15 protein-coding genes and 1 pseudogene are annotated in these 18456 nt (G+C 64.8%); 10 read left to right on the forward strand and 6 right to left on the reverse strand.

Annotated features, from left to right (window positions below):
• The first annotated feature begins 178 nt into the window (after positions 1 to 178).
• The 4 genes from MTX21_RS24345 (at position 179) to MTX21_RS24360 (ending at position 4152) form a co-directional block, all read left to right on the forward strand.
• The gene (locus MTX21_RS24345) at positions 179 to 1399 is read left to right on the forward strand and encodes an acyl-CoA dehydrogenase family protein (RefSeq protein WP_280967213.1); all 1221 of its coding nucleotides are present in this window, start codon (positions 179 to 181) and stop codon (positions 1397 to 1399) included.
• 33 nt (positions 1400 to 1432) lie between these two features.
• On the forward strand, positions 1433 to 2413 hold the full coding sequence (locus MTX21_RS24350) for an amino acid--[acyl-carrier-protein] ligase (protein WP_280967214.1): 981 nt from the start codon (positions 1433 to 1435) through the stop codon (positions 2411 to 2413).
• Between the two features lie 37 nt (positions 2414 to 2450).
• On the forward strand, positions 2451 to 3326 hold the full coding sequence (locus MTX21_RS24355; protein WP_280967215.1) for an acyl-CoA acyltransferase: 876 nt from the start codon (positions 2451 to 2453) through the stop codon (positions 3324 to 3326).
• A gap of 208 nt (positions 3327 to 3534) precedes the next feature.
• Positions 3535 to 4152 carry a class I SAM-dependent methyltransferase gene (locus MTX21_RS24360; RefSeq protein WP_280967216.1) on the forward strand — a complete coding sequence of 206 codons (618 nt, stop codon included), beginning with the start codon at positions 3535 to 3537 and terminating at the stop codon, positions 4150 to 4152.
• Positions 4153 to 4391: 239 nt separating this feature from the next.
• Here the strand turns inward: MTX21_RS24360 and MTX21_RS24365 are convergent.
• Positions 4392 to 5277, reverse strand: a pseudogene (locus MTX21_RS24365) (branched-chain amino acid aminotransferase).
• A 175-nt stretch (positions 5278 to 5452) separates the two neighbouring features.
• Here MTX21_RS24365 and MTX21_RS24370 point away from each other — a divergent pair.
• The 6 genes from MTX21_RS24370 to MTX21_RS24395 all read left to right on the forward strand — a co-directional run bounded on the left by MTX21_RS24370 (position 5453) and on the right by MTX21_RS24395 (position 12616).
• Positions 5453 to 6388, forward strand: coding sequence for an alpha/beta hydrolase (locus tag MTX21_RS24370; RefSeq protein ID WP_280967217.1), 936 nt, complete (start codon positions 5453 to 5455; stop codon positions 6386 to 6388).
• A gap of 369 nt (positions 6389 to 6757) precedes the next feature.
• On the forward strand, positions 6758 to 8059 hold the full coding sequence (locus MTX21_RS24375; protein ID WP_280967218.1) for an O-acetylhomoserine aminocarboxypropyltransferase/cysteine synthase family protein: 1302 nt from the start codon (positions 6758 to 6760) through the stop codon (positions 8057 to 8059).
• A gap of 12 nt (positions 8060 to 8071) precedes the next feature.
• Positions 8072 to 9073, forward strand: a complete 1002-nt coding sequence (locus tag MTX21_RS24380) for a homoserine O-succinyltransferase (protein WP_280967219.1) — start codon at positions 8072 to 8074, stop codon at positions 9071 to 9073.
• 103 nt (positions 9074 to 9176) lie between these two features.
• Entirely contained in the window at positions 9177 to 9920 is a 744-nt protein-coding gene (locus MTX21_RS24385) for a polysaccharide deacetylase family protein (protein WP_280967220.1), read from the forward strand.
• 184 nt (positions 9921 to 10104) lie between these two features.
• Positions 10105 to 10962 carry a class A beta-lactamase gene (gene bla / locus MTX21_RS24390; RefSeq protein ID WP_280967221.1) on the forward strand — a complete coding sequence of 286 codons (858 nt, stop codon included), beginning with the start codon at positions 10105 to 10107 and terminating at the stop codon, positions 10960 to 10962.
• Between the two features lie 46 nt (positions 10963 to 11008).
• Complete coding sequence (locus MTX21_RS24395) at positions 11009 to 12616, forward strand: Na+/H+ antiporter (RefSeq protein WP_280971151.1); 1608 nt, start codon at positions 11009 to 11011, stop codon at positions 12614 to 12616.
• A 79-nt stretch (positions 12617 to 12695) separates the two neighbouring features.
• Here MTX21_RS24395 and MTX21_RS24400 read toward each other — a convergent pair whose 3' ends face one another.
• From MTX21_RS24400 to MTX21_RS24420, 5 genes are all read right to left on the reverse strand, one after another.
• On the reverse strand, positions 12696 to 13505 hold the full coding sequence (locus MTX21_RS24400; protein ID WP_280967222.1) for an N-acetylmuramoyl-L-alanine amidase: 810 nt from the start codon (positions 13503 to 13505) through the stop codon (positions 12696 to 12698).
• Between the two features lie 212 nt (positions 13506 to 13717).
• Positions 13718 to 14317: a DsrE family protein gene (locus MTX21_RS24405; protein ID WP_280967223.1), complete on the reverse strand. Its 600-nt coding sequence runs from the start codon at positions 14315 to 14317 to the stop codon at positions 13718 to 13720.
• 38 nt (positions 14318 to 14355) lie between these two features.
• Positions 14356 to 14907, reverse strand: coding sequence for a hypothetical protein (locus MTX21_RS24410; RefSeq protein ID WP_280967224.1), 552 nt, complete (start codon positions 14905 to 14907; stop codon positions 14356 to 14358).
• Positions 14908 to 14984: 77 nt separating this feature from the next.
• Positions 14985 to 16022, reverse strand: a complete 1038-nt coding sequence (locus MTX21_RS24415; RefSeq protein ID WP_280967225.1) for a TAXI family TRAP transporter solute-binding subunit — start codon at positions 16020 to 16022, stop codon at positions 14985 to 14987.
• Positions 16023 to 16082: 60 nt separating this feature from the next.
• Positions 16083 to 18329 (reverse strand): hypothetical protein, encoded by a 2247-nt coding sequence (locus tag MTX21_RS24420; RefSeq protein WP_280967226.1) that lies wholly within the window; start codon positions 18327 to 18329, stop codon positions 16083 to 16085.
• Between the last annotated feature and the right edge of the window lie 127 nt (positions 18330 to 18456).

Raw genomic sequence — 18456 nt, forward strand, 5'->3', positions numbered from 1 at the left:
GAAAAACTGCCCCTTAACTGTTCGTTCGGAATTGGACTTCGTTTACCCTCTATTTCATCGACGAATTTGAATTAAATCCCTAGCCTTACATCACAAGCAAAGATGGTCGGATGATCGCGATGTGCATCGCCAATGATGCCGGGCGATCTCGAACGACGAAATGGAGAGGCGGACGAGCATGAACGTGCGTGAAGCGGTCCTTCAGCCTGTCGGCGAGGCGCAAGCGAGCTTTCTCGAACAAGGTCCCTCGCTGGTCGAACGCGCGGCCAAGACCGCCGCGGTGGCCGCCGCCGATGCCGAGGGCGTCGATCGCGACGCCCGCTTCCCTCACAAGGCGTTCGAAATGGCACGCGAGCAGAAGCTGCTCGGCGTCATGATCCCGGTCGAATTCGGCGGGCTCGGTGCTTCGATCTACGACGTCACCGACATCTGCTACACGCTCGGGCGCGCCTGCGCCTCGACCGCGATGATCTACGCGATGCATCAGACCAAGGTCGCCTGCGTCATCAGGCACGGCCACGGCATCCCCTGGATGGAGACCATGATGCGCCGCGTCGCCCGCGACCAGTGGCTGCTCGCCTCCTCCACCACGGAAGGTCAGAACGGCGGCAACATCCGCGCCAGCGCAGCCGCGGTCGACAATGCCGGCGACACCGTTACGCTCGTGCGTGACGCCACCGTGATCTCCTACGGCGCCGAGGCCGACGGCCTCGTTACCATTGCCCGCCGCGCCACCGAGGCCGTCGCATCCGACCAGGTGCTGCTGGCGCTCGCCAAGGACGACTATTCGCTGAAGCGGACGCTGGGCTGGGAAACACTCGGCATGCGCGGCACCTGCTCGACCGGCTTCGAGCTGAAGGTGGACTGCCCCGCCGATCGCGTCTTCCCCGAGTCCTATGACAAGATCCACGCCCAGACCATGACCCCGTTCGCGCATCTGTGCTGGTCGTCGGCCTGGGCCGGCATTGCCGCCGCGGCCGTGACGCGCGCGCAGGCATTCATCCGCAAGGCGGCACGCGGCGCGGGCGGGCAGATGCCGCCGGCGGCGGCGCACTTCACCGCCGCGAAAATGTCGCTCGCCAAGCTGCGCGCGCTGATCGCCGCCAATGTCGATGCTTTCGCGCGCGCCGAGCATGACGAGCGCGCCCTCGGCTCGCTCGATTTCCAGTCGTCGATCACGCTCCTGAAGGTCCAGGCCTCCGAGCTCGCGGTCGAGACCGTGATGCACGCGATGCGCACGACCGGGCTGTCGGGCTATCGCAACGATGGCGAATTCACCATGGGCCGCCATCTGCGCGACGTGCTGTCGTCGCCGATCATGATCAACAACGACCGCATCCTCGCAAACGCTGCGACGGCGACGCTGATGAGCGGCGTGCCGATGAGCCTTCGCGACTGACAAGAACAATTGCAGATAGCAGGAATCGCAAACATGAACATTGCCGTTCTCCCCAACGCGCCCGAGACCGCGCCGCAACTTGCCGATCCGCTCGATCATCTCGCTGATGTCCTGTTCCATCGCATGGGCTCGGACGGCGTCTACGCCCGTACCGCGCTCTATGAGGATGTCGTAGAGCGGCTCGCCGCGCTGATAACTCGGCACCGCGAAGCAGGCACGGAGGTGATGCGCTTTCCCCCGGTGATGAGCCGCGCCCAGCTCGAGAAGTCCGGCTACCTCAAGAGCTTTCCGAACCTGCTCGGCTGCGTCTGCGGCCTGCACGGCACCGAACGCGAGATCAACGCTGCGGTAAGCCGGTTCGACGCCGGCGGCGACTGGACCACCTCGCTATCCCCGGCCGATCTCGTGCTGTCGCCCGCCGCCTGCTATCCCGTCTATCCGATCGCGGCGAGCCGGGGGCAGCTCCCGAAGGGCGGCCTGCGCTTCGACGTTGCCGCCGACTGCTTCCGCCGCGAGCCGTCGCGCCATCTCGACCGGCTGCAATCGTTCCGCATGCGTGAATATGTCTGCATCGGCACGCCCAATGACGTCGCCGACTTCCGCGAGCGCTGGATGGTGCGGGCGCAGGCGATCGCCCGCGACCTCGGCCTGACCTTCCGCGTCGACTATGCCAGCGATCCCTTCTTCGGCCGCGTCGGCCAGATGAAGGCGGTGAGCCAGAAGCAGCAGCAGCTCAAGTTCGAGCTCCTGATTCCGCTGCGTTCGGAAGAGCAGCCAACCGCCTGCATGAGCTTCAACTATCATCGCGAGCATTTCGGCACGACCTGGGGCATCCGGGATGCCAATGGCGAGCCCGCTCACACCGGCTGCGTCGCCTTCGGCATGGACCGGCTCGCCGTCGCCATGTTCCACACCCACGGCACCGATCTCTCCGCCTGGCCCGCCAAGGTGCGGGATATCCTGGGCATGCAGCCGCACGTTCCGGCCGATGCCCATGGCGAGGGCTGGCGCTAAAGCAACGAGGCCGACCATTTCCACGGGCAAGACGAGCGTGATCCACACCAAGGTCCGATGCCGCGAGATCGCTGAGTCCGACGTCGAGGCGATCGCGGACCTGCTGACGCGCGGCTTCGTCGGCCGCTCGCGCAACTATTGGATCCAGGGCCTGCGACGGCAAGCCTTCCGCCCCGTACCGGAAGGCTATCCGCGTTTCGGCTACATGCTCGACGATGACGGCACCCCCGTCGGGGTGCTGCTGCTGATCTACACGACGCGGAAGAACGGCGAAGCGACCGCGATCCAGTGCAACCTGTCGAGCTGGTATGTCGACCCGGCGTATCGCAACTACGCGCCGCTGCTGACCAAGATCGCGCAGCGGCACAAGGACGTGACCTATCTCAACATCAGCCCGGCGGCGTGGACCTGGCCGATCGTCGAGACGCAGGGCTTTCGTGCCTATTCCAGCGGCATGTTCTTCTCGGTGCCGGCGCTGACGCGCGCGCCGCGCTGGAGCAAGATCGAGGTGATCTCGCAGCACGTCAAGCAGATCGACGGGCTCTCCGAAGCCGAGACTGAACTGTTGAGACGGCATGCGCGCTACAATTGTCTCAGCGTGGTCTGTCGCACGCCGCAGGGCGCGTTTCCGTTCGTCCTGCAATCGGTGCGGATCCGCCGCGGCTTCATCGCGCCGCCGGCAATGCGGCTGATCTACTGCAGGAGCGCCGCGGAATACGTTGCCTGTGCCGGCCGCATCGGCCGGCTGTTGCTCCGGCTCGGCAAGATCTCGGTGATCGTCGATGCCAACGGCCCGATCCCGGGCCTGGTCGGCATCTACACCGAGCGGCGCGGCCGCAAATATTTCAAGGGCCCGCACCGGCCGAACCTCGCCGACCTCACGGACACCGAGCTCGTGCTGTACGGGCCGTGAGAGGGCGTAGCCAACACGGGATGGGCAATACGCGCCTGTCATGCCCGGCTTGACCGGGGCATCCAGTACGCCGCGGCTTTTCCGTATTCGTCGCTGTCTCTGGAATGCTGGATCGCCCGGTCAAGCCGGGCGATGACACCTGCGCATGCGGCTTACGGACAAGAATGCGGACGACGTGGTAAGCTCTACCAAAGCCGGAGCGCACGCCATGTCTGACCGCAGCATGCATTGGGAGAACGTCTACGCCACCAAGGGCGAGACCGAGGTGAGCTGGTTCCAGGATTGCCCGGAGATCTCGCTCGAGATGATCCGGGCAGCAAATCCGGCTCGAGACGCCGCCATCATCGATATCGGCGGTGGTGCATCGCGACTGGCCGACTGCCTCCTGCGCGAGGGATATCGCAACCTGGCGGTGTTGGATCTCTCGGCCAATGCGCTCGACGCGGCCAAGCGACGAATCGGCACCGGCGCTGGAGCTGTCGACTGGATCGTCGTGGACGTGACGACTTGGCAGCCGGCGAAGACGTGCGACGTCTGGCATGATCGCGCGGCATTTCACTTCCTGACCGATCCGGTGGACAGGGCGGCCTATGTCGAACGCTTGCGCGCGGCCGTGGCGCCCGGCGGCCAAGTCATCATCGCCACCTTTGCGCCCGACGGTCCGGAGAAATGCAGCGGCCTGCCCGTGCAGCGGCACGACAGCGCGAGCCTCTCGGCAGAGCTCGGGCCGGAATTCGAACTCGTCGAGACCCGGCGCGAGATCCACCATACGCCGTGGAATTCGACGCAGGCGTTCCAGTTCAGCCGGTTCAGGCGGCGCAGTTAAAGACGCATGTCATGCCCGCGAAGGCGGGGCATCCAGTACGCCGCGGCTTCTCAATGGACGACGAACGTCTCTGGAATACTGGATCGCCCGATCAAGTCAGGCGATGACAGTGCAGAGATCGGTACGTATATGCCCCAACCTCGTCATTGCGAGCGCAGCGAAGCAATCAAGGCTGCCCCCGCGGAAAGACTCTGGATTGCTTCGCTGCGCTCGCAATGACGGAGCGTGTGCAGACCAGCCTATGCTGCCAGCTTCACCGCGTGCGCAAAGTCCCAATAGAGCTTGCGCGCTTTGGTGTAGAATGGGCCCGGCTTCAGCTCACGATCATCGATGCGGATGACCGGGGCGACCTTGGCGAAATTGCCGGTGGAGAAGATCTCGTCGGCGGTGACGAAGTCGGAATAGCGCAGCGTCTTCTCGACCACCGTGACGCCGTCGGCGCGCAGCAGGCCGATGACGCGCTGGCGCGTGATGCCATTCAGGAACGTGCCGTTCGGCACCGGCGTATAGACCACGCCGTCCTTGGCCATGAACACGTTGGAATTGCCGAACTCGGCGACGTTGCCGAGCATGTCGAGCATCAGCGCGTTCTGGAAGCCGCGCGAGGCGGCTTCCGCCAGTGCCCGCGAATTGTTCGGATAGAGACAGGCGGCCTTCGCCTCGACCGGGGCACATTCCGCGGTGGGTCTGCGGAACGGCGACAGCGTGATGGCGTTGCCGACGGGTTTCGGCATCGGCGCCTCGTAGATGCACAGGCACCAGTTGGTGGTCTCGGGATCGAACAAGACCCCACCGCCGGAACCGTTCTGCGCCCAATACATCGGGCGGATGTAGAGCTCCGCATTCGGCGCAAAGCGCGCCAGCCCATCGCGCGCGAGCGCGAGCCAGGTGTCGGTATCGACCATCGGCTTCAGGCCGAAATTGATCGCAGATTGATTGGCACGGGCGACGTGGCGGTCGAGATCGGGCGCAACGCCCTCGAACGCGCGCGCCGTCGAACACGACCGAGCCGAGCCAGGCCGCATGCGTGCGCGGCCCCATCATCGGCACGTTGCCGTCGTGCCATTTGCCTTCGAAGAAGGTCCAGCTCGGAGAATACTCGATGGGCTTCTTGATCTCGGCCATGACCGGCCTCCCCTTGGCGTGATGCCGCATTATGCCACGACTATGGTGCCCGATTCCTAAACGATTTCCTGCGGGGAGCTACTGTGCATCTTCCACGAGGGGGAAGGAAGAGACGTGGGCGATTGCACGATTTCGCAGTATTATCTGCACGTCGACTGTCGTTAACCGGTGCCCCATGCCGCTCGATCCGCTCGCGAAGCGTTTGTTGACCATGATGGCCGCGGCCGCGCCGCAGGCGCGGAGCCGGCCGAGCGTCGAGGCGCGGCGACAGTCGCTGGCGAAGCTGATGCAGTTCGCGCGCGCCGAGGCGCCGGATGTGACGACGTCCGACGGGGTACTCCCCGGTCCGGGCGGCAACCTCCCCTATCGGCTCTACACGCCCGCGAACGCGGGCGAGCGCGCGCCGGGGTTTGTGTTCTTCCACGGCGGCGGGTTGGTCGCCGGCAGCATTTCGACACACGACCGCATTGCCGCGGCGCTTGCGCATGCGACCGGCTGCCGGCTGGTCTCGGTCGATTACCGGCTCGCACCCGAACATCAATTCCCCGCCGCCGTCGACGACGCCATCGCCTCGACCGAATGGGTCGCGCGAGAGGCGTCGTCGCTCGGCATCGACGCCGAGCGGCTCGTGGTCGGCGGCGATTCCGCCGGCGCCACGCTCGCGGCGATCGTCTGCCAGGAGGCGCTGCAGAACGCCGGCCTCTCGATCATCGCGCAATGCCTGATCTGCCCTGTGCTGGATTTCGAAGAGACGTCACCTTCGCGCGAGGCGTTTGCCGAAGGGCACCTGATCGACCGCGTCACGATCGAAGCCGACCTCGCCGACTATCTGCCGGACGGCATCAACACCGCCGATCCCCGCATCTCGCCGCTACGCGCAACGCGGCTCGTCGGCCTTGCTCCAGCGATCATCCACACCGCCGAGTTCGATCCGATGCGCGACGAAGGCAATGCCTATGCGCACAAGCTGCTCGCCGCGGGCGTCACGGTCGAGCATGTCTGCCACGACGGCATGGTTCACAATTTCCACGCCATGGGCGCGATCCTGCCGCAGGCGCAGCTCGTGCTGTCGCAGATCGGCGAGCAGGTGCGGCGCGCGGTTGGCGGGTGAGGTGCTTCTTACCCTCTCCCCTTGTGGGAGAGGGTGGCTTCGCGAAGCGAAGCCGGGTGAGGGGTATCTCTCCGCAAATTCGATAGAGGTTACTCTGCGGAGACAGACCCCTCATCCGGCGCTTCGCCGCCACCTTCTCCCACAAGGGGAGAAGGGAAGAAACACCGCCTAAGCGATAACCATCACGAGCAACGCTTACAAATTCGACTCAAATTTTCGCCAATTCGGCAGCAACCGTTAGGGTTACTTCCTCGATCTCTAGGCGAATTATTGTCCGCTTTACCACCCGCCTCTAACACGAGGACGGCGGACAACGCACATCCCTCACTCAGGCCAATAAGTGCGGCCCGCCCCACTCGGAGGTGGACGATGCGCAACGAGACGATCGCTATTCACGCCGGCTACGAACCCGAAGCCACCACGCACGCAGTCGCCGTGCCGATCTATCAAACCGCAGCCTACGCCTTCGACAGCGCCGATCACGGCGCAGCGCTCTTCAATCTCGAGGCTGAAGGCTTTCGCTACAGCCGCATCGCCAATCCGACCAGCGCGGTGCTCGAGAAACGCATCAGCCAACTCGAAGGCGGCGTCGGTGCGCTCGCGGTCGCGACCGGCCAGGCCGCCTTGCATTTCGCTTTCGTCAACGTCGCCGATCACGGTGGCAACATCGTCTCCGTGCCACAGCTCTACGGCACCACCCACACGCTGCTCTCCCACATCCTGCCGCGTCAGGGCATTACGGGCCGCTTCGCCGAGAGCGACAAGCCGGAGGCCATTGCAAAGCTGATCGACGAGAATACCCGCGCGGTGTTCGCCGAAACGATCGGCAATCCTGCCGGCAATGTCTGCGACATCGAGGCGCTCGCCAGAATCGCGCATGCGCATGGCGTGCCACTGATCGTCGACAATACGGTTGCGACCCCGATCCTGCTCAAGCCGTTCGACTACGGCGCCGACATCGCCGTGCATTCGCTGACCAAGTTTTTGGGCGGCCATGGCACGACGCTCGGCGGCGCCATCGTCGATTCCGGAAATTTCCCGTGGGCCAAGCACGCCGACCGCTTCCCGGCCTACAACAAGCCGGACGCTTCCTATCACGGCCTCGTCTATGCCGAGCGGTTCGGCCGGACCGCCTATATCGAGCGCGCGCGCAGCGTCTATCAGCGCACCATGGGCGCGGTGCTGTCGCCATTCAACGCGTTCCTGCTGCTCCAGGGCATCGAGACGGTGGCGCTGCGCATGGAACGCCACGTCGAGAACGCTCGCAAGGTTGCGGAATTCTTGCGTGCGGACCCGCGCGTCGCCTGGGTCAACTACGCGGGTTTCCCCGATAGCCCCTATTACCCGCTGGTGCAAAAATATCTGAACGGCAACGCCTCCTCGCTGTTCACCTTCGGTATCAAGGGCGGCATGGAAGCCGGCAAGGCTTTCTATGATGCGCTGAAGCTGATCACGCGCCTCGTCAATATCGGCGATGCCAAGTCGCTCGCCTGCCATCCGGCCTCGACTACGCACCGGCAGATGTCGGCCGAGCAGCAGCGCACGGCGGGCGTACTGCCGGAGACGATCCGCCTCTCGATCGGCATCGAGCATGCCGCCGATATCATCGAGGACATCGACCAGGCGCTGGAAAAGGCCTGCGCGTCGGTGCGCCTTCAGGCCGCGGAGTAGGCGACGGCGCCGATGAGCATCTTGATCGAAAGGGATCAGGGTGTGCCGAGCCCGGCGCTAGTGCCGGCGCAGGAGGATATCGCGCACGGCCGCGGCGGCGCCGAGCTCACGATCGGACTGATCAACAACATGCCCGACCCGGCGCTGAAAGCGACCGAGCGGCAATTCATGAAGCTGCTCCAGGCTGCAGCCGGCGCGCGCCGCATCCGCTTCCACTGCTTCTCGCTGCCGTCGGTGAAGCGCTCACCCGAAGCGAAGTGGCATGTCGAGAGCGAGTATTCGGATCTCGCCGATCTCAAGCGCCGCAGGTTCGACGGGCTGATCGTGACCGGCGCCGAGCCGGTCGCACCCGAACTCGACCAGGAGCCGTACTGGCGCGATCTCACCGAGCTGATCGACTGGGCCAAGGTCAATACCCGCTCGACGATCTGGTCGTGCCTGGCCGCGCATGCGGCAGTGCTCCACCTCGATCGGATCGGGCGGCGGCGCCTGCCGGCCAAGTGTCACGGCATCTTCGACTGCGAAGCGGTCACCAGCGATCCGCTGACGGGGGCAGCGCCCGCGTCGCTCAAAGTTTCGCATTCGCGTCTCAACGAAGTCGCCGGGAGCGATCTTACTCAGGCCGGCTATCAGGTGCTGACGCACTCGCGCGAGGCCGGCGTCGACATCTTCGTCCGGCAATATGCCAGCCGTTTCGTGTTCTTCCAGGGTCATCCCGAATATGATGCGCTGTCGCTCCAACGCGAATATTTGCGCGACATCGGCCGCTATCTCGCGCGCGAGCGCGACAACTATCCGGCTGTGCCGGTGAGTTATTTCGACGCAGCGACCGAGGAGAGGCTAGCGCGGTTCGAGAAGAGGGCACGACAGCAGTGCCATCCGGCGCTGGCGGCCGAGCTGCCCGCGCTGACTTTGCGCACTGATATCGCGGCCGGAAGCGCGGCGGCGGCCTTGTTCCGGAATTGGCTGAGCTATCTTGCCGCAGGCACGGAAGCCGCACTGCTGGCGCGCTAGAAGACCGCGAGTTTTACGTTAGGACTAATCAGGCGTTAAGCTTGCCTCGGACGATGAACGGATGGTTCAGTCGGCAAGGTCGGGGCAAACAGGGAAAGCAGTCGTGTGGTCGGCAGTCAACGGACGCGTGAGCAATCGGCTGGCCCGGCATTTTCGCACGGCGCCGCATCGGCTGACGGCCCACGCTCCGATGGTCAGCTTCACCTTCGATGACGCGCCCGACAGCGCAGCTAGCCTCGGCGCATCACTCCTGGAAGATCATGGCGGGCGCGGCACGTTCTACCTCGCCGGCAGCCTCATCGACCGGCCCTCGGACCACTGGCACGCGCTGTCGAAGGAGGCCATCGTACGACTGCACCAGACCGGCCATGAGATCGCCTGCCATACCTTCTCACACCTGTGCGCGATCGACCTCGACGAGGGCGCCATGGCGCGCGAGATCGAGCAGAACCGCCGCTACTTCATGGACGTCGATCCTTCGATCAAGCTGGAGAACTTCGCCTATCCGTACGGGATCGCCTCGATCTGGCGCAAGTCGCAGCTTGCGAAGAACTTCCGCTCCGCACGCGGCATTCTTCCCGGCGTCAACCGCGACGTGATCGACCTGCAGTTCCTGCGAGCCTCGCCCCTGGTCGATTGCGAGATCGACACTGATGGCATCGACCGCTATCTCGACCAGGCGATCGACAGCGGCGGCTGGCTGATCTTCTACGGCCATGACGTCGTCGATCAGCCGAGCTCCTATGGCTGCACGCCGGCGCTGCTGCGCCACGCGTTGAAGGCGGCGCAGACGCGCGGCATGCCGATCGTGACGGTGGCCGAGGCCTTGCGCCGGATCGGCGCCTGAAAGCATGATCCGGAAAAGTGCGAAGCGGTTTTCCGAAAAGATCATGATTAAACAACAACCTAAAGCGCGATGACGATTCATCCCATCGCGCTTTAGTCGATCTTTCTCACTGCCTGACGCTTTGTCATAGATTCGTCGAGGAAATCCATCAGGCACGCCCGGTCTCGCCGCAAAAGGACTTCCCATGCCTCTCGATCGTCGTTCCGTGCTGGCCTCCCTGTGCTGGATGGCCGCCGGCCCCGCGCTTGCCGCAGAGGCGCCGCCTGAGTTCATCGGCTATGAACGTGAGAGCGGCGGGCGGATCGGCGTCTATGCGGAAAACCTCACCACCGGCGCAAAACTCGCCTGGCGCGCCGACGAGCGCTTCGTCATGTGTTCGACCTTCAAGGCTTCGCTCGCGGCCTGCGTGCTGGCGCGGGTCGATCGCGGCGAGGAGCAGCTCAGCGCCATGATCCCCTACGGCCAGGCCGACCTGTTGGAATACGCCCCGGTCGCCAGGCAAAATCTCTCAGCCGGCGCGATGTCGGTCGCCGACATGTGCAAGGCGATCGTCGAGCTCAGCGACAACACCTGCGCCAATCTGCTGCTGGCGAGGGTCGGCGGCCCCGCCGCCCTGACTGCGTTCTGGCGCTCGCTCGGCGATGCCACCTCGCGGCTTGACCACAACGAGCCCGAGCTCAACCGCTCCCCGCCCGGCGATCCCCGCAACACCACGACGCCTGCCGCGATGGCGGGCAACCTGCGCCGGCTGGTGCTGGGCGAAAGCCTCTCCCCGGCATCGCGCAGCCAGCTCACCGACTGGATGGTGAATTGCAAGACCGGCGCCAACCGGTTGCGCGGCGGGCTGCCCGCAGGCTGGAAAATCGGCGACAAGACCGGGAATAACGGCAAGGACGCCTCGGGCGACATCGCGGTGGCATGGCCGAAGCCCGACAAGCCGATCCTGATCGCGGCCTATACCCAGGGCGGCACGCCGACCGCGGCGCAAATCGAGGCGCTATTCGCGCGCATCGGACGGACGGTCGTCGAACGGCTGGCCTGACCCGCCGCATTGACCTTGTGGCCGCTTCCGGCGAAGACAGGCCATGATCGAAGCGCAGTTTCAGACCTTTCTCATCCTGCTCGCCGTGCTGGCGGGCACCGCGCTCGCCGCACGTCGCTTCAATGTCGCGCCCGCCATTCTCCTGATGCTGGCCGGCGTCGGCCTCGCCTTCGTGCCCGGCATGCCGCCGGTGGAGCTGCCGCCGGAACTGGTGCTGCTGATGGTGCTGCCGCCGCTGATCTATTCGGCCAGCGTCGCGATGAGCTGGCGCGAGTTCAAAAACAATCTGCGTCCGATCGTGCTGCTCGCGGTCGGCGCAGTGATCTTCACCGCGGCAATGGTCGCGACCGCCACGCACTATCTGATCGGCCTGCCCTGGACCATCGGATTCCTGCTCGGAGCCATCGTCGCGCCGCCCGACGTGGTGGCGCCGCTCGCGATCGCGCGACGGCTCAATTTGCCGCGCCGGATCCTGGTCGTTCTCGAGGGCGAAGGGCTCGCCAACGACGCCACCGCCCTGATCCTCTACCGCTTTGCGCTCGCCGCGATCATGGTCGGGCATCTATCGCTGCCGGTGGCGGCGGGCGAGTTTTTTCTCATCGTCGCCGGCGAGATCGCCTTCGGCATCGGCGTCGGCTGGCTCTCCTTGCGCGCCCGCAAATGGGCTCACGATCCGCAGGTCGAGCTCACGCTGTCGCTGATCACGCCCTACGTCGCCTACTGGCTGCCCGAGCATGTCGGCGGCTCCGGCGTGATCGCCACAGTGGCCTGCGGACTCTATGTAAGCTGGAACGGCCCGCTGCTGATCTCCTCGGCGACACGCCTGCAGGGCATCTTCTTCTGGGACCTCGTGATCTACCTGATCGAGGGCCTTCTGTTCCTGCTCACCGGCTTCCAGATGCGCGCGCTGTACGAGAAGTCGAGGGCGTTCCCGCTCGACGACATCATGATCGCGACCGCCGTGGTCGTGGCGATCGTCGTCATCGCGCGCTTTGCCTGGCTCTATCCCGCGACCTATCTGCCGCGGATGCTCAGCCCGTCGCTGCGCGCGCGCGACCCGTCGCCGCCCTGGCAATGGGTGTCCACCCTCGCCTTCATCGGCGTGCGCGGTGCGGTATCGCTCGCCGCCGCGCTGGCGCTCCCATTCACGCTGCCGAACGGCGAAGCCTTCCCGTTTCGCGACTTGATCCTGTTCGTTGCCTTCGGCGTCATCTTCATCACGCTGGTCGGCTTCGGCCTCGGCCTTCCTGCGATGGTGCGATGGCTCGGCGTCGCCGATGCCGGCCGCAGCGAGCATATCGCCGAGCACGAGGCCGAGATTGCCGCGCGGCGCCAGGCGCTCGACGCCGCCTTGCAATCGCTGGACGTGCTGACCGCGGAGAAGGAGGTGTCGGACGAAGTGATGCGTCTCCTGCGCGCGCGCCACGAGATCCGCGTCAACCAGCTTCCGGACTCGCTTGATCCCGCCCACCACGACGTCTCCGCCGCCGGCACCGCACTGACCCGCGAGCTGATCGTCGCCGAGCGCAAATTCATCCACGACCTCTTGCGCGACGGCCGGATCACCGACGAAACACGACGCCGGATCGAACGCGACCTCGACCTCGAAGAGGCGAGTCTTGCGAACAGGGAGTATCGCGGAGCGCCGCTGTAGGCGAGCGGGATCGCGATGACTCCACGTCGTCATTGCGAGCGCAGCGAAGCAATGACGATTGTCGAGCCGCCAGAGCCACCTACCGCCTCCCGCAATACTCCTCCATCGCCGCCGTCACAGCCGACGCGATCAGCTCCTGCCGCTCGGGCGAGTTCATCGTCATCTCCTCGTCGCGGTTGATGATGGAGCCGGCCTCGAGCAGCACCGCGGGGCTTCGGGTCTGGGCGAGCACGATGAGCGCGTCATAGCGGTAGACGCCGACGTCCTTGTCGAGCAACTGGCGGCGGTAGCGTCCCATCACCGGCAGGGTGTATTGGTTGGCATATTGCAGCCCGCGGCTCTTCAGCTCCTTGCCGAGAAGTCGGGCGAACGCCAGGCTTGCGCCGAACCTCGGATTGCGCTCCGACACGAACAGGGAATGGCCGCCGAATCGATCGCTGAACCAGCTCCTGGCACCTTCGAACTCCCACTCCTCCAGCAGCTTGTCCGGCACCGAATCGTGATGGATCGACAGGACGAGATCGGCATGCGCGTGGTTGGCCGCAGCGACCCGCTTGAACAGGCTCGCTCTCGCCTTGCCCTCCGTCACAAGGATCCGGGTCGCGGCAAAGCCATCCGACTTCAGTCTCTCGCCGATCAGCCTGGTCAAATGGAGGTTGAAGCCGAATTCGGTATCGTTGCGCGCGCTGGTCGCGCCGAACGATTCGGGCGTATGTCCGACATCCAGGATGATCCGGAACCGTCGCGGCTCGCATGTCTCCAGCGCCGGCGGCTTGGCTCTGGCTTTCGTGACCTTCCGGGCCGGTGCAGCGTGGCCACGGTCGGCCGGCAAGAACGTCAGCGCGACGAGCAGGACGACGATGGCTGCGACGATGCCCCGCGACGACAAACCCTACTCCGCCGCTGCAATCCGTGGCCGGCCGACGAGGCCTGCGACATCGCACAGCAAATCACCCATGCCCGTTCCAGGGCCCGATTCGGTCAGGAACTTGTTGTCTTCGGTGCGGAGCACGGCGTTTCCCCGGGATTGTTTCTTGATTTTCCCGGAGCTTGGCGTAGCGGGTGCGGGACGTCAATGCGATTGACGCCGCGTGGCTCACCTCACGGCTTCACGTAGGTCCATCCCTTTTCCTGCAGTTCCATCACGCGCACGACGCCCGACTTCACGACCTCCGCCTGCTTGACGATCGGTATGGACTTGTTCTCGGCCTTCTGCATCTTCTCCTGGGTGTTGCCGCAGGCCTTGAACGATACTTCGGGCGCGCTGAGGGCCATCTCCTCGATGCGAGCCTTCACGGGCGAGGTATCCTCGCGGAGCATGTGCAGGCCCGGGCCGAACGTGACCACCTCGATCTTCACCTTTTCGCCGAGGCCTTTGTAGTATTCGGCCACGTTCGTTGCGTTGTTGAGCGAGAGATTCATGGCGGCAGGATCATTGGTGTTCACCTGCAGGATCAGGTGATGCTCCTTCTCCTTCGGCGCCGCCGGATTGTGCATGCGCGCAAATGCCGATCGCTTCCGTGTTTCGGCCGTGGCTCGCGGCCTTACAGGTTTCCGAGCCTCGCCCGCCCGGTGGGTTGCGGACTGTTGGTTCGGCACCCAGTATTTTCCACCTTGCTGGGCCGCCGTGTACGACGTGGAAGCCAGCACGGCGACGGCACCAATCGCAATCAATTTAGCAACAGATTTAAAATGACACATCAGGCATCTCCATCTCGAAAACTCGACAAACACCATTTTCAATTGCTTGGCCTTGCGACAGCTTGAGGCCATTTGCAGATCGCGGCCATCCTCGCGCGCATCGCGTCCAACCCTGCGAGGGAGAATGTTGCGTCATGAACGGCCCCGGTACGGGGTGAGAGGTGGACAACAAGGTCGGCGTTATCGGGCAGCGACTGCAACAAGCGAACAACATCGCCTGCGACTGCGACGCCGGAGCCGATCGCCGGCACAGTTGCCGCGACCTGCACGGGCTGACCGCCATTGATGCGATACGAAATCACATAGTCGTCGCCCCGGCCTGAAATGCCGGGCCCCGCGAGAGACAATTCGGTCCGCCCGCCGCGACACCGAATCGACAGCTTCATGGACTGCTCGACCGAGCCGGCGCGCGGCGATGTCGTCGCAGTGGCGATCGGCGAATAATCGACGGGAGACGTCGTCTCGCTGATCGTCCAATTGTCCGCTCTCGCCGTTTCGCGACGGGACGGCGCGACGGCACGCGACAGCTTGTCGAGGCATTCCAGACGCGCCTCACGTTCCAACTGGGAACAGGCCCGAAGCTGTGCCATGGGGTCTTCCGTCCCTTGCGCCAAGGCAATCCCGTTGACGGCGGCAATTGCGGCAAGGAGCGGGACGGCGAGCCTGGTCATTGCGATGCCTGTGTCGTGCGCGGCTGACGATCGAGCCACGCCTGTGCGGCAGGAAAGCGCGAAAGGCCGGGCACAGTCGCTCCGAGATTGATCGACTTCCACTTTGCATCGAACCCCGGCCCCTGCAGCTTGTCGATGCGCGAGAACAGATGATCGACGAAGCGTGCAACGCGCTGGAAACGGTTGGTGTTGGCGGGCCAATTGAAGGCGACGAGAGCAGTCGGTACGGCTATCGTGGCGACGCGATCACCCGGCTTGATCAGATTTGGGTAATCCGCCGCGTCGAGAGCTGCGGGAAGATAATAGTCCTCGAATTTGCTCTCATACGGGACGGGCAGGAACTTGAAGCCCGGTTCAAACCGGCCTTTCACAAAAGCGTCGACCGGCTTCGAAGTAATAAAGACGACCGCAGCCATCTCGCCTTTGCGCATCTGCTCGAGCGCGATCTGATGCGGAATGAAGGTCTTCTCGATCTCGATGCCGAGGCGGCTGAAGATCAGCGGTCCCGAATAGGCCGCAGCCGTACCTTGGCTGTTGAAGTTGACCTTCTTGCCGGCGAGATCGCTCAGACTCTTAATCTCCGGTCGAACGAAGACATGCAGTTCGGACGGGAACAAGTTCAGGACATAAGCAATCCGTCGCTGGATGTCCGGCACCTGGCTCTTGTATTCCTCGAGCGCGTCGGAATTGATGATCGCCGCGTCAATGCCGCGCAAATACAGCAGCGAATTCAGATTTTCCGTGGCTCCCCGCGTCACCACCGGCAGAACGTGCAGATTGTCGCCATCATCGACCACGCGGGCCACCTCCGCGGCCAGGCGGATCGGCGCGCCCTCGAGAAGACCGCCGGCGAGGCCCACGGTCCAGGCGTTCATTGCCAGAATTTCAGGCTTGAGCTGCGGTTGGGTCACGCGCGCCTTGTGAGGCCGAGCATGCTGCGACCGCGCATCCGCCCGGGACGGCTGAAGCGCCAGGAGCAACGGCACCAGGGTCGCAAGCAGAAACAGAAGGCGCAATCCGATAGATCTTCTCATCGACCAGCTCCCTTGCATCATCCTGTCAGCGCGTTCGACCACCTTGCCGCGAAGACCGCTCTATCGGCGCAGCGCCTCGAATCGTGCCTTTGCTTCCTTGATTCCTCCGGCCTCGGCCTTCGCGTAGAGATCGCGTGCCTTCGCCGCATCGCCGCGCGTTCCATACGTTCCCCAGCTTGAGAGGATCAGCGGATCGTAGGTTTCCGCCAGCGCGAAACTCGCCTGGGCACTGCCCATCTCGGCGACGCGTTCCAGCACGATCCGCGCACCACCGACGTCTCCTCGCTCCAGCAGCAAACGCGCCCGCGCCATCAGTCTCGCCTCCTGCACACCATCGTCAGCGTTGAGCTCGGCATTGCCCGGTGTACGCGCCACCGTGGCCTGGGCCTCCGTTGACGCCACCGGCGCGCTTGCCGGCTGCTCCTGCACGGACCGGCTGGTGGCGACAGTGTTAATCACCTGAGGCGCAACAGACGGCACGTTCGCGGCGAACGCGCCAATGTCGCGGCGCGCCGATGCAAGCAGCAGGCTGCGCTGCTCGGCCACAGCCTGCGCCGCGGCTTGCTTCATCCCGGCGACTTGCGCATTCGCTTTGGCTGCCCGCTCGGCCTGCGCATCGAGCTCACGGCTTCTTGTTGCAAGATCACGAGCGAGCTGCTCGGCCCGCTGCCGCTCGCGTTGTAGTAGGCTGCGCTGCTCGGCCACCGCCTGTTCCGCGGCTTGCTTCGTCCCGGCGACCTGCGCGTTCGCTTCGGCTGCCCGCTCGGCCTGCGCATCGAGTTCGCGGCTTCTTGTTGCAAGATCACGAGCGAGTTGCTCGGCCCGCTGCCGCTCGCGCTGGAGTGATTGTCGCAACTCGGCGGTATCGCTTACCTCCGCCTGCTTGTGCTGCGCTGCTTCGTCCTTTGCCTTGGCCGCCTGAGCCTCGTATGCGTAGATCTTGGTGCGCGCCATCGAGAGATCCTGTGCCAATGCATCGGCCCTCTCATGCTCCTTCTGCATCGATCGGCGCAGTTCCGCAGCGCTTGCTTCCGCCTGCTTCAGCCGGGCGAGTTCGTCGCCTGCCTTCGCCGTCAGCGCAGCTTGCGTTTCCACGTCACGACGGGCCGCTGCAAGGTCCTGCTCCAGTCGCGCGGCTCGCTCGTGCTCCTGCTCCAGCGACTTCCGCAAGTCCACCGCCCCGCTTTGCGCGGCCCGCTTCAGCTCCGCCGCTTCCTCGCTTGCCTTCGCCGCCAGTGCGGCCTGCTTTTCCACCTCACGACGGGCCGCCGCGAGATCCTGTTCCAATCGCGCGATCCGCGCGCGTTCCTGCTCCAGTGCCTTCTGCAGGTCCGCCGCACCGCTTTGCGAGGCCGGCTTCGGCCCCGCGGAGCCATCGCCTGCCTTGACCGCCGGCGCAGCCTGTTTTTCCACCTCACGGCGAGCCGCCGCGAGGTCCTGCTCCAGTCGGGCGGTCCGCGCGACCTCCTGCTCCAGCGCCTTCTGCAGATCCGCCCCGCCGCTTTGCGGGGCCTGCTTCAGTCGGGCCGCTTCACTGCTTGCCTTGACCGCCAATGCGGCCAGCGTTTCCACGTCACGACGAGCCGCCGCAAGGTCCCGCTCCAAGCGCGCGGACCGCGTGCGCTCCTGCTCCAGCGACTTCTGCACGTCTGCACCGCCATTTTGCGGGGCCTGCCTCAGCCGAGCCGCTTCGTCGCTCGCCTTGACCGCCAGTGCGGTCAGCGTTTCCACGTCACGACGAGCCGCCGCAAGGTCCTGTTCCAACCGCGCGGCTCGCCCACGCTCCTCTCGCAATGACTTCTGCTGGTCCGCCGCACCGCCTTGCGACAGCTCCTTCAGCGATTGTCTCAGTTCCGCGGCTTCGCTCTGCAACGCATTCTCGACCCGAGCCGACTCCTCGCGTTCCTTGCTCAACAGGCCTTGCAGCGATTCGATATCTCGCCGTGTCGTCGCGAGCTCGCGGGCGAGCGTCTCCACGCTTTGCACTTGTTCTCCAGCCGGGCGCGCGTCGCCCGTATTGCCCGTCTTTGCTGGTCCAAGTTGCTGGGAATTGGCGGCGATGCCATTGGACTGCGCGCGCGCTCCGTCGCGCAAACCCGGCGCATCTGAAAGACACATCACCACCAGGGTGGCTGCCAACCACAGGGGAGCCGCCGGACGTCTCGTCGCGCTGTGAAGAAATCGCACTTGATCCGATTTGACGCGCGAGCCGGCACTTTCACAAGAGTTACCGTCATCGTTGCGAATGACGATGCCCTTACGTCTCGGCGCGTCCACTATCACCTGTGGCATGGTGATATGGCCCATTCTGATGCGGCATCATAGGGCCAGCCGGCTCACGGATTCTATGCCTCGCATGGGCGACCCCCTGCCTACCCCTTTTGGGTTAGGCTGCGAGTATCGAGTTCAGCCGCGGTCTGCGCGGCAGTGCATG

This window comes from Bradyrhizobium sp. ISRA430 (assembly GCF_029909975.1).
In the GTDB taxonomy this organism is placed as follows: Bacteria; Pseudomonadota; Alphaproteobacteria; order Rhizobiales; family Xanthobacteraceae; genus Bradyrhizobium.